General features: G+C 67.8%; 10 protein-coding genes. All 10 read right to left on the bottom strand.

All coding sequences use genetic code 11. From position 1 onward, the window contains the following. Position 1: 1 nt before the first annotated feature. Positions 2 to 2317: a DUF1631 family protein gene (locus tag AC07PZ_RS07235; RefSeq protein ID WP_495294368.1), complete on the bottom strand. Its 2316-nt coding sequence runs from the start codon at positions 2315 to 2317 to the stop codon at positions 2 to 4. A gap of 58 nt (positions 2318 to 2375) precedes the next feature. Next, the gene (secF, locus tag AC07PZ_RS07230; protein WP_495294367.1) at positions 2376 to 3329 is read right to left on the bottom strand and encodes a protein translocase subunit SecF; all 954 of its coding nucleotides are present in this window, start codon (positions 3327 to 3329) and stop codon (positions 2376 to 2378) included. Positions 3330 to 3341: 12 nt separating this feature from the next. Next, on the bottom strand, positions 3342 to 5225 hold the full coding sequence (gene secD / locus AC07PZ_RS07225; protein ID WP_495294366.1) for a protein translocase subunit SecD: 1884 nt from the start codon (positions 5223 to 5225) through the stop codon (positions 3342 to 3344). Between the two features lie 39 nt (positions 5226 to 5264). Then, positions 5265 to 5594 (bottom strand): preprotein translocase subunit YajC, encoded by a 330-nt coding sequence (gene yajC, locus AC07PZ_RS07220; protein WP_495294365.1) that lies wholly within the window; start codon positions 5592 to 5594, stop codon positions 5265 to 5267. Between the two features lie 208 nt (positions 5595 to 5802). Continuing rightward, the gene (locus tag AC07PZ_RS07215; RefSeq protein ID WP_495294364.1) at positions 5803 to 6612 is read right to left on the bottom strand and encodes an SDR family NAD(P)-dependent oxidoreductase; all 810 of its coding nucleotides are present in this window, start codon (positions 6610 to 6612) and stop codon (positions 5803 to 5805) included. 34 nt (positions 6613 to 6646) lie between these two features. Beyond that, the gene (locus AC07PZ_RS07210; RefSeq protein WP_495294363.1) at positions 6647 to 7975 is read right to left on the bottom strand and encodes an MFS transporter; all 1329 of its coding nucleotides are present in this window, start codon (positions 7973 to 7975) and stop codon (positions 6647 to 6649) included. A 9-nt stretch (positions 7976 to 7984) separates the two neighbouring features. Then, positions 7985 to 8542, bottom strand: coding sequence for a chalcone isomerase family protein (locus AC07PZ_RS07205; protein WP_495294362.1), 558 nt, complete (start codon positions 8540 to 8542; stop codon positions 7985 to 7987). After that, positions 8542 to 9756, bottom strand: coding sequence for a class I SAM-dependent methyltransferase (locus tag AC07PZ_RS07200; RefSeq protein ID WP_495294361.1), 1215 nt, complete (start codon positions 9754 to 9756; stop codon positions 8542 to 8544). The genes AC07PZ_RS07205 and AC07PZ_RS07200 overlap by 1 nt, the downstream gene beginning before the upstream one ends. Next, positions 9753 to 10556, bottom strand: coding sequence for a DUF1365 domain-containing protein (locus AC07PZ_RS07195; protein ID WP_495294558.1), 804 nt, complete (start codon positions 10554 to 10556; stop codon positions 9753 to 9755). Before AC07PZ_RS07195 ends, AC07PZ_RS07200 begins: the two co-directional genes overlap by 4 nt. Positions 10557 to 10612: 56 nt before the next feature. After that, positions 10613 to 11947 (bottom strand): NAD(P)/FAD-dependent oxidoreductase, encoded by a 1335-nt coding sequence (locus tag AC07PZ_RS07190; RefSeq protein ID WP_495294360.1) that lies wholly within the window; start codon positions 11945 to 11947, stop codon positions 10613 to 10615. Positions 11948 to 12193 lie beyond the last annotated feature (246 nt).

Below are 12193 nucleotides of genomic sequence, written 5' to 3'. Positions count from 1 at the left end.
CTCAGTCCAGCAGCCTCTCGGGATTGGCGTCCAGCTTGGCAAGCGCCTCGCGGGTGGCGCGCGCGGTGAGCGATTCCTCTTCCGCCGGAATCAGCAGGCCCGTCTGCAGGCAGGAGGCCAGCCGACCGGCCTGAATCAGGAAGCCGCGGCCATCGTTCGACGCAAACAGGTGCAGCTGACGACGCTCGCTGCGCCAGACGAACTGGACCTGCGTCACCCGCCCGTTGTGGTCGAGCATGAACCAGTGGCCGGCCTGAAGCTCGTCGACCCAGGCGCGCATGTCGTCGCTCACGTGCAAACCGGTGTCGGGGATCACTTCCAGCGTGGCCGCGTCCGCGCCCAGCAGCAGTTCGATGCTCGCCGGGTCCAGCGGCATCGCCACGTCGCCTTCGACGCTCACGAAGTCCTCGAGGTTGGCGAGCCGCAACGCCATCGCCTCGATCTTTGCCTGCGGGATGGCTTCGGTCTTCGACAGGAAGGCATCCGCCAGCGTTTCGCCGATGACCTTGATGTGCGCCTCCTGTGGTGCGCCCGTCACATTGAGCAGCGTCATGCCCGAGCGCAACCGTTGCAGGAGCCGCGGCAAGTCCTGGATGACACGCGCACGGTCGGCGCGGTGCGGCTTGGCGCTGGCAGCCCAGACCAGCTCGGACGCCGCGCGCTTGAGCGCCACCGTCTGTTCGTCGTTCGGCCCGAACTTGAGTGCCGCGATGGCCAGCACCTCGGCCCAGACCTTGAACAGGAACTCGCGGATCTCCTCGCGCACGGGCATGTCGTCGAGCAGTTTGCGCAATTCGATGGTGTATTGGATCGCCATCGTTTCCTTCTGCTCGATCTGCTGGGCGACGCTCATGACACGCTGCGTCGCGTCGCTCTGGGTCAGGTACTTGTCGAGAAAGACGACGAACTCGTCCAGCACCAGCCTGAAAACACGCTGCCCCGTCTCGGGATACTGCTCGATCACCTGGACCACGCGGCGGATCTCGCCTTCCAGTGCACTGCCGGAGATGGCCGCGGCGTCGAATCCCATCACGACCGACCCCATGCGATCGATCAGCATGCGTGCGGGATGCTGCAGCGTGCCGAAGAATTCGGGCTCGGCGATGGCCACGCGCAACACCGGCATCTGCAGCCGCGCGAACCAGACGCGCGCGGAAAAGGGAATGCGTTCCTCGGCAAGGATCGACTGGAACATCAGCGCGACGATCTCGACCGTCGCCTTGTCCGCCGTGGTCGGCGCGCGCCGCTTGAGCTCGCTGGTGCGACGGCGCAGATCGGCGGCCGAATGCTGCATGACGATGGCCGCGTTGCCGTTGGCGGGGTACTGCAGCGCCATCCGGCGATAACCCACCTCGGCACTGGACAGCGCGGCGGAGAAGGCTCGCGAATGCTCGGCCCGTTCGCCGACGGCCTCTTCGCCGGCAGGTGAGCGCGCGAGATCGCCGCCCACGCGCGTCGCGACGAATCGCTTCAGGCTGGCCAGCACCGTCTGGGCGCGCTGGCGCGCGATCTGCAGCGGCGACCCCAGGCCGACGGATGCGCCGACCCGCCGTTCGACGTGGCTGAGGATGGCATTGATGGAATTCCGCCAGCCCGCGGGCGGCGCCGGCGACGCGCGGCCGCCGTCGATCGGCGCAGCATTTCGAGGCATCGAATCCTGCGGACGCCGAACGAGGCCCTTGAGCTCGATCTCGGGCATCACGCCGGCCTCGACCAGGAAAGTATTGGCGCTCCGATAGGCCCCGGCGAAAGTCTCGACCACTTCCTGCTGGATCACGTCCTGCACATGCGCCCAGACCGTGCGCGCCAGGCCGCTCGCGAGCCACTGCGAAACCAGGATTCCCGCCAGCGTCTCGGGCCGGAGCACGTCTTCGGTGTCCAGCTCGATCCGGCCTTCGAGGTGCTGGATCCGCAGGCGCAGGTCGTTGAACTCGAAACCGGCCCGGCTGCGGATCGCCTCGGCGAGCCGCGAGGACAGGAGCTTGTTTTCCATGACGTCGTCGCCGACCAGTGCGAGCGGCGAGCGCACCGACGTGGGTGGCGTGTCGCCACGGCGTTCGCCAGCGGCCGGCGGCGACTGGCGCCAGCTGGCCTGCGTCAGCGCGATCCAGTTCGACGCGCGCTCGTGGAAAGCGAGGAAATCGTCGCGGCGCTCCTGCATGTCCCGCGCGCTGCCGGTCAGGCTCGCCTGCGCCGCCAGCCGATCGCCCACGGCGCGCGACAGCGGCCGGATCACGCCGCCGGTCGCGGCCAGGAAACGTTCGCGGGTTTCACGCGCCAGCGCAAGCGAAGTGGCCGAGCGCGGCACGCTGTTCATTCAAGACTTTCGCGATCCGCTTTTGCCTGTGCGAGCGCCTGGAATTGCCAGTGAACGCTCAGACCGTGGCGCCGGCGTTCGGATCGTCCGGATCGCCTTCGCGCTTGACCGGCACCTTCACGAGGTCTTCGCGCTTGATGCCGAGCCACATGGCGATCGCCGCAGCCACGAAGCACGACGAGTAGATGCCGAAGCAGATGCCGATCGTCAGTGCCAGCGCGAAGTAGTGGAGCGTCGGGCCGCCGAAGAAGAACATCGACAGCACCACGAGCTGCGTCGAGCCGTGGGTGATGATGGTGCGGCTGATGGTCGAGGTGATCGCGTTATCGATGATCTCCTGCGTGTTCAGCTTGCGGTAGCGGCGGAAGTTCTCGCGGATGCGGTCGAAGATCACGACCGATTCGTTCACCGAGTAGCCCAGCACCGCCAGCACCGCCGCCAGCACCGCCAGCGAGAACTCCCACTGGAAGAAGGCGAAGAAGCCCAGGATGATCACGACGTCGTGCAGGTTGGCCAGCACGGTGGACAAAGCGAACTTCCACTCGAAGCGGAAGGCCAGGTAGATCATGATGCCGACCACCACCATGCCGAGCGCCTTGAGCCCGTTGGTGGTGAGCTCCTCGCCGACCTGCGGGCCGACGAACTCGTTGCCTCGCAGTGTGGCCGTCGGCTCGGCGGCCTTGAGCGCGTCCATCACCTGGGCGCTCTGCTGCGCCGAGGTCTGGCCCTTCTGCACCGGCAGGCGGATCTGCACGTCGCGCGAGGTGCCGTAGTTCTGCACCTGCACGTCCTGGTAGCCGAGCTTGCCGATCGTTTCGCGGACCTTGCCGACGTCGACCGACTGCTGGTAGGCGACTTCCATCACCGTGCCACCGGTGAACTCCACCGACAGATGCAGCCCGCGGTGAAGCAGGAAGAACACGGCGAGCGCGAAGGTCGCGAAGGAAATGACGTTCAGCACCAGCGCGTGGCGCATGAACGGGATGGTCTTGTGGATGCGGAAGAATTCCATGGCGTTGGCCCCTTATTTCGCTTCGGCCATGGCCGTGCCGTCTGTCTTGGGCCGCCACACGGTGCCGATCGACACCGTCTTGAGCTTCTTCTTGCTGCCGTACCAGAAGTTCACCAGGCCGCGCGAGAAGAACACGGCCGAGAACATCGAGGTGACGATGCCGATGCAATGCACCACCGCGAAACCGCGCACCGGGCCCGAGCCGAACGCCAACAGCGCGATGCCCGCGATCAGCGTGGTCACGTTGGAGTCGAGGATGGTGCCCCAGGCGCGGTCGTAGCCGGCATGGATGGCGGCCTGCGGCGAGGCACCGCTGCGCAGTTCCTCGCGGATGCGCTCGTTGATCAGCACGTTGGAGTCGATCGCGACGCCGATGGCGAGCGCCATGGCCGCGATGCCGGGCAGCGTGAGCGTGGCCTGCAGCATCGACAGGATCGCCACCAGCAGCAGCAGGTTGACCGCCAGCGCAATCGACGAGAACACGCCGAACAGCGCGTAGTAGATGCACATGAACACCATGATCGCGATGAAGCCGTACATCACGCTCTTGAAGCCCTTGTCGATGTTGTCCGCACCCAGGCTCGGGCCGATGGTGCGTTCCTGGATGATCTCCATCGGTGCGGCCAGCGAGCCGGCGCGCAGCAGCAGTGCGAGGTCGTTGGCCTCCACCACGCTCATCGAACCGGAGATCTGGAAGCGGTTGCCCAGTTCGCCGTTGATCGAGGGAGCCGTGAGCACTTCGCCCTTGCCCTTCTCGAAGATCAGCATGGCCATGCGCTTCCTGAAGTTGTCGCGGCTCACGTCGCGCATGATGCGGCCGCCCTTGGCGTCCATCGTCAGGTCGACCTTAGGCTGCTGCGTCTGCGAGTCGAAGCCCGGTTGCGCATCGGTCAGGTTCTCGCCGGTGACGAGCACCTGCTTCTTCACGATCACCGGGCGGCCGTTGCGGTCCATGAACCGCTCGGAACCGAAGGGAACCGGGCCGGTGCCCGACTCGGCCGCATGGCCTTCGGTGCTCTCGTCAACCAGGCGCATCTCGAGCGTCGCGGTGCGGCCCAGGATGTCCTTGGCCTTGGCCGTGTCCTGCACGCCGGGCAGCTGCACGACGATGCGGTCGATGCCCTGCTGCTGGATCACCGGTTCGGCCACGCCGAGTTCGTTGATCCGGTTGTGCAGCGTGGTGATGTTCTGCTTGAGCGCCGAGTCCTGCAGGCGGCGCGCGGCCTCGGGCTTGATGGTGGCCGTCAGCTTCCAGTTGCTGCCGTCCTGGCTGTCGGTGGTGCTCAGGTCGGGGAACTGGTCCTGCACGATGCCCTTGGCGGCTTCGAGGCTGGCCGCATCGCGGAAGGTGACTTCGAGGACTTGCGCGTTGCGGGTGACGGCGCTGCCGCGGATGCCCTTGTCGCGGAAGGCGGTGCGCAGGTCGCCGGCGAAGGACTCGGCCTTCTTGTCGATCGCGCCCTTCATGTCGACCTGCAGCAGGAAGTCGACGCCGCCGCGCAGGTCGAGGCCCAGGTACATCGGGAACGCGTGCAGCGCCGTGAGCCAGGTTGGCGAGCGCGACACCAGGTTCAGCGCCACCGTGTACGACGGGTCGTTCGCGTCGGGCACCAGCGCGCGCTGCAGCACGTCGCGGGCCTTGAGCTGGTCGTCGGTACCACCGAAGCGGGCACGCACGGACGTGGCGTCCAGCGTGAGCATGTCCGGCGTCAGGCCGCCGGCCTTGAGAGCCTCTTCGACGCGGGCTTGCGTGCCGGCGTCGACCTTGACGGTCGCCTTGGCCGCGGAAACCTGTACCGCGGGCGCCTCACCAAAGAAATTAGGCAGGGCGTAGATGAGTCCCACCAACAGCACGATCACGAGGATCGCGTACTTCCAGACCGGGTAACGGTTCATGATCGCGCTTTGTGCGGCAATGCCGCAGAGGAAAACAACTTACTTGATCGCGCCCTTGGGCAGGACCTGGACCACGGCGCTGCGCTGGACCTTGACTTCGATGCCATTGGCGATCTCCAGGCCCAGGTACTGGTCGCCGATGGAGGTGATCTTGCCGAGCATGCCGCCCGAGGTTGCGACCTCGTCACCCTTGGCCAGCGCCTCGATCATCGCGCGGGCTTCCTTCTGGCGCTTCATCTGGGGCCGGATCATCACGAAGTACAGCACCACGAACATCAGCACGAGCGGCAGCATGCTGCCGAGGGAAGACAGCATGTCGCCGCCGGCGGCAGCAGGTGCGGTCTGGGCGAAAGCAGAGGAAATGAACAAGGGAGTCTCCAACAGAAGAGAGAGAAGGACAGGATGGCAGCGGTGGCGGGCATGACCCGCTTGCGCGGCCGCCGGATGCGGCCGATGGGCGCGAGCAGGGCCGCGCAGCACGCGGCATTGTATTCGGCGCTCTGGCGGCCGTCGGCGCCTAACCCGCCGAGGGGATCAGGACATTTCGACCGTCCACTGCGGGCTCCCGCCGCCAGCCCTACAGGCCGGTGACCCGTTGCACCACCGCAAAGTACGCACGGTAGGGCAGCAGGCGCAGCAATTTCATCCAGAAGGTGAAGCGCTTCGGAAAATGCAGCTCGAAGTCCCCGCGCGCCCAGCCGGCGAGCATCGCGTCGGCGGCCTGCGCCGGCGTGATCAGCGCCGGCATCCTGAACGCGTTCTGCGCGGTCAGCGGCGTCTCGACGAAACCCGGCTGCACCACGCTGACCCCGATACCGAGCCGGTGCAGGTCGGCATACAGCACCTCGGCCAGGTTCGTCAGCGCGGCCTTGGTCGGCCCGTAGGCCAGGCTCTGCGGCAGCCCGCGGAAGCCGGCGACGCTGGCGGTCAGCGCGACGTGCCCCGCGCCGCGCGCCACCAGCGCCGGCAACACCGCGGCCAGCACGTTGAGTGCGCCGACGTAGTTGACCCGCTGGTGCACCACCATGACATCGAGAGAGAACGCGTCGGCGCGCAGCGCCTGGTAGGTGCCGGCGCAATAGAGCACGAAGTCGAGCGGACCGTGCGACACCAGCATCGCATGGGCGTCGCGCACGGCATCGGCGTCGGTCGCGTCCAGCGGCAGCACGGTGACCGGCGGCGCGCCGCCGGCACCCCCGCAGCCTTCATACGGCGCAGCAAGTGCATCGAGCGCCTCGCGCTGACGTGCCGAAACCGCCACCAGGGCGCCGCGGGCGAGCAGCGCTTCAGCGGTGGCACGGCCGATCCCGGAGGAGGCACCGACGATCCACACGCGCTTGCCGCGCCAGTCGGCCATCGGCGGATTGAGTGGAGAGAGCAGCCTCATGCCGAGGGCGGCGTCACCGCACGAAAACGGGAAGTCATGAGAACGCTTTCGGCGAGGAAGACAAGGACGGCGCGCGGATCACCAGCGTCCAGAGCGCCACACCGGCCAGCAGTTTCAGCACGCAGGGCAGCAGGCAATACGCGAGCGTCAGCGCCTGGAGCGCGACGGCATCGCGCGCACCCGGCGCGTAGCCGGCCAATCCCAGCAACGGCAGCGCGAGTCCGGCAGCGAGCGCCAGGTTCAGCTTGGTGGCGAAATTCCACCAGCCGAAGTAGGCCCCGGCATTCGGCCGCTCGCGCGCATCGGCGATCACCCCGGCCAGCAACGCGCCGGGCAACACGAGGTCGGTGCCGAGCGCGACGCCCGACAGCGCGCAGACCGCGAGGAAGGGCATTGCGTCACCGGCACCCATCGCAGCCGCCCAGCCGAAGACGCAGATCGACAGCGCCATGCCGGCCAGCCAGGTGCGCGCCAGGCCGAAACGCGGCACGGCGCGCAGCCAGAGCGGTATGGAAAGCGCCGCGCAGACGAAATAGCAGCCCAGGAAAGCGGGAGCCAGCGAGGCCGGCGCCTCCAGCCGGTCCTGCACGAAGAACAGCACCAGCGTGGCGGGAACCGCACTGGCGATGCCGTTGAGCATGAAGACCGCCAGCAGGCGGCGGAAGGCCGCGTCGCGCAACGGTCGCCGCATGGCCCCCGGCGTCGCGTTCGACCGATCGGGCGGGAAATCGGGTGCGGCATCGTGTACGGCATCGGGTATCGGCCGCGGCGCACGCGTCCAGGCCAGCCAGCCGACGACCAGCGCGAAAACGAACAGTGCAACCATCGCGCCCAGCCCCGCAGCGGTCGGCGTCACCGACGCGAGCACCACGCCGAGCAGGCCCAGTCCCTCGCGCCAGCCGACGATCCGGCTGCGTTGCAGCGCGTCGCCACCGAGCCGCGCGCCCCAGGACTGGTGTGCGATACCCAGTGCGCTGTAGCCCGCACAGGTCAGCGCCAGCAGCAAGGCCGCCACCAGCAGCAACGGCCCATGGCGAGACGGGTCGACCAGCAGTTGCGGAAAGAACAACAGCCCGAAACCCAGCGCCAGCAGTATCGCCACGCCCAGCGCGGCGCCAAGCACGGCCGCCGCCGATCGCGCGAACAGCCGATCGCTGAGCCGTCCAAGCCACGGGTCGACCAGCGCATCGAGCAGCCGCGCACCGAGCAGCACACCACCCAACGCCGTCAGCGGCACGCCGAAGGCCAGCGCGTAGTGGTTCGGCAGCAGCACATAGAGCGGCAGTGCGACGAAGGCCAGCGGCAGGCCGAGCAGGCCATAGCGCAGACCGTCGAGCCGGCCGAAGTGAAGGGTGTCGGACATGGACGGCGATCAGCGCGCCAGCAAGGCGTCACGCATCGCCGGCTCGGAGGTCTGCGCACCGAGCCAGATCGCGAAGAAGCGCTCGGCGAAGGCAGGGTCACGCACGGCACCCGAAGGCCTGCCGTTGTGGAAGAAGCGTGCGCCCACGGCAGGCTCGTAGACACCGAGCAGGCGGTCGCCCTTCTTCACGTCCGGAAAAGCCGACTGCATCGCCTGCAGCCACTGTGCCGACTGCGCCGCGTCGATCGGCCCGCTGCGGCGCATCTCGTCGATCGAGCGCTTGGCGATGGCGGCTGCGTCGAAGTCGCGGAGATAACGCAGCTCGAGGCCCAATGGCTGCTGCGCCCAGGCGGTTGCCTGGAAACCGCTGCCGACCCAGAGCACCGCGTCATAGACCTGGAAGCCCCAGACCGTGAGACGCGCGGTGCCGAGCCGCTGGGCATCGGACAGCACGTCGCGCAGTTGCGCGGGCGGGGCCGGCGTCACCGACGGCGCCACGGGTTGTGCCGCCACCCGCGCCGGCACGGCGGACAACGCACCGCAAGCGCCCCACAACACAGCCGCCACTAGCGCTTCCGCAAGGTGTACTGGACGACGTCGATGTTCGATTGCGCAAAGGCCGCTTCGCAATACGCCAGGTAGAACTCCCATATGCGCATGAACCTTTCGTCGAAACCGAGCTGCAGGATGCGGTTGCGTTCCGCGAGGAAGTCGACACGCCAGCGCCGCAGCGTTTCGGCGTAGTCCTGCCCGAACGCGAACTCGTCGATCACCTCCAGCCCGGCCGCCTCGGCCTCGCGCCGGAATTCGCGCGGGCATGGCAGGCAGCCACCCGGAAAGATGTACTGCTGGATGAAGTCGGTGGAGTCGATGTAGCGATCGAACAGCGCATCGTCGATCACGATGCTCTGGATGCAGGCACGTCCGCCCGGCTTCAGCAGCCGGCTCACGGCGCCGAAATAGGTCGGCCAGTATTCGCGGCCGACGGCCTCGACCATCTCGATCGAGCAGATGGCGTCGTAGGGCCCGTCGTCGACATCACGGTAGTCCTGCAGACGCAGGTCGACGTTCAACCCGGCCGTGCGCTGCTGCGCGTAGCTGAGCTGCTCGGTGGACAGCGTCACGCCGGTGACCGCGGCACCGAAGCTGCTCGCGCCCATCTCGGCGAGTGCGCCCCAGCCGCAACCGATTTCCAGCACGCGGCTGCCGGGACGGACATGCGCCAGATGAAGCGCACGCTCGACCTTGGCCATTTGCGCTTCGCGCATCGGCTTGCCGTGGTCGCCCTCGAACAGCGCCGACGAGTAGTTCATCGTGTCGTCGAGCCAGAGCTTGTAGAAGGCGTTGCCCAGGTCGTAGTGCGCGTGGATGTTGCGCGAGCTGCCTGTCTTGCTGTTGCGATGCAACAGATGCCGCACGCGATAGAGCAGCCGGCCGAACCAGCTGCCATACACCACGTCCTCGATCGCACGGCGGTTGGCGATGAAGACCTGGATCAGGTCGGTGAGGTTCGGTGTGGTCCAGTCGCCCGCGATGTAGCTTTCGGCGAAACCGATGTCGCCCGACTTCAGCGCCGCGCGGCAGGGGTTCCAGTTGCGCAGCGTGAGCGATGCGGTCGGCCCGCTGCCGGGCGTGGCGCCGAAATGGCGCACCGTGCCGTCGGGCAGGCTCACGGTCAGCGAGCCATGCGCCAGCCGCTGGAGCAGGCCGAGCACGGTTCGGGCGGCGGCCGGCGCATCGTGCGGCACGGCGAAATGGGGCGCGGTGGTGGTCGAGGTCATGGCTGGGGCGGCTGTTCGTTGGAGACGAAGCGCTCGGGCGGCGCCGGCTTGGGGATGAAAGGCACGCGCCGCAGCCAGAGCTTGGCGGCTTGCCAGTGGATGCGGGCGATCAGCCCGAAGGTCATCGCGGGATAGCGCCACAGCGCACGCCGCGCGCTGGCCGTGTCGAAGGGCACCAGGTCGCCGCTGACGCTGGTCTGCAGCAGCAGCCCGTCGGCGTCGTCGTGGTCGATGCGCACCACGGTGCGGGTGCGCTCCTCGTCGACGAAGAAGCGAAAGCGGTAGCCGCCCGCGACCAGGCAGAACGGCGAGACATGGAATTCCTTCGGCGCACGCAGTTCCATGCCGTAGACCGGCCGGTCGAGCAGGTAGCAGTGCCGTTCGCCGAAGGTGTTGTTGACCTCGACGACGATCGCGCGCAGCGCGCCATCGTCGGTATGGCAATACCAGAAACTGACCGGCTTGAAGGTGTAGCCGAAGACGCGCGGATAGCAGTGCAGCCAGGCTTCGCCGGTGGCGTCGTGGATGTGGTGCGCCGCCAGCAGTTCGTCCAGCCAGCCCAGCGCGCCGCCATCGCCGGGGCCACGGCCGTCGCCATGGTCGCGGTCGTAGAAGGACAGCGCCGCGGCGCGGTTCACGGCCAGCGGACCGCCGCCGTCGGCGGCACGCAATGCGCGCATCGGCAGCATCAGGAAATAGGTCGGGTAGACGAACGCATTGCGCGCCGGCCGCAGGCGCGAATGCCGAACCTCGCCGAAACCGAGCAGCGGCGCGGCGGCCGGCGGCTGCACGGTGTGCATTGCGTTGCGCAGTCCGCGTCGCTGCACCGCGGGAGGCGGCGCCGACCTCGTCGCCGTCATGCCGCGCGCCTGTCGGATTGCGAAGCGGCCCACTGCGCGCGCAATCCGGATGCCGCAGCCAGGCCGGCCTTCAAGCCGTCCTCGTGGAAGCCATAGCCCATCCAGGCGCCGGCGAACCAGGTGTTGCGCACGCCCTGGAGCGACGGGACGTGCAGCTGCGCACGGATCGCGGCCAGATCGAAGATCGGGTGGTCATAGTGGTATTCGGCCATGACCTGACTACGCGCGATCGGGCGGATCGGATTCAGCGACACGACCACCGGCTGCTCCCAAGGCAACGGCTGCAACTGGTTGAGCAGATAGTGCAGGCAGACGCCGCCTTCCGCAGCGCCCGGCACCTTCGGCGTCGCCTCGTAGTTCCATGCGGCCCAGGCCGCGCGGCGCTGCGGCAGCACCGATGCGTCGGTGTGCAGCACGGCGCGGTTCGGCTGGTAGCGGATGGCGCCGAGCGTGGCGGCCTCGTCCGGCGACGCATCGGCGAGCAGCGCCAGCGTCTGGTCGGAATGGGTCGCCATCACGACGTGGTCGAAGCGCTCGGTGCCGGAATCCATGTCGACCAGCACGCCGTAGGCCGTGCGCGTAACCCGTCGCACCGGCGTCGACAGGCGCGCATCGTCGAGCCCGGCGACGATCTTCGCCACGTAGTTGCGCGAGCCGCCGCGGACGGTACGCCACTGCGGGCGATTGGCGATCTGGATCAGCCCATGGTTGTGGCAGAAGCGAATCATGGTCGCGACCGGGAACGACAGCATCTGCTGCGTCGGGCAGCTCCAGATGCAGCCCATCATCGGCAGGAAGTACCAGTCGCGGAAAGCGGCGCCGAAACCGTGCGCGTCCAGAAAATCGCCGAGCGGCTGCGCCAGTTGCTGCTCGGTGCCGGCGAGCGCGATGCGCGTGGTCAGCCGGTTGAAGCGCAGCAGGTCGCGGAGCATGCCGAGAAAGCGGCCATCGAGCAGGTTGCGTCGCTGCGCGAACACCGTGGCGAGGTTGTTGCCGCTCCACTCGAGATGGCTCGCGTCCGGCCGAGCGGCCTGCACGGAAAAGGACATGTCCGATTCGGCCGTCTCGACGCCGAGCTCGTCGAACAGCTGGATCAGCCCAGGGTAGGTGCGGTCGTTGTAGACCAGGAAGCCGGTGTCGACGCCGTGGCGCACCGGTGTCGGGTCGGCCGGCGATCCGGGCAGCGTCACATCGACGGTGTGCGCATGTCCACCGAAGTAGCTGCCGGCCTCGAGAAGGGTGACTTGTGCGTCGTGGCGCAGTGCGTGCGCCGCGGACAGGCCGGAAATACCGGCCCCGATGACGGCGACCGTGGGGCGCGCGCTCCTCACGCGACGCTCCAGGTGCTCGAAGACAAAAATGTTGCGAGGCGCCCCGACGCGAAGGAGGGAGGGAGGGAGGAGGAGAAGAATCGCCTCGGGATTTCAACCGGGCGACAGACGCCTGGAAGACCTCGCAACATGAAAACCTGCGGACATCTGCTGCCCGAGCCCGTTATGAGCGTGGCGCCACGCCCACGGTTCCCCGTGCAGTGGTAAGCATTTGTGACGACTGGGTTCGGACTCGTTGGACGCATC

The organism is Variovorax sp. GW821-FHT10B04, assembly GCF_059415645.1.
Note: the sequence above shows the minus strand (reverse complement) of the source record. Positions and strands in the feature narration are given on the sequence as shown.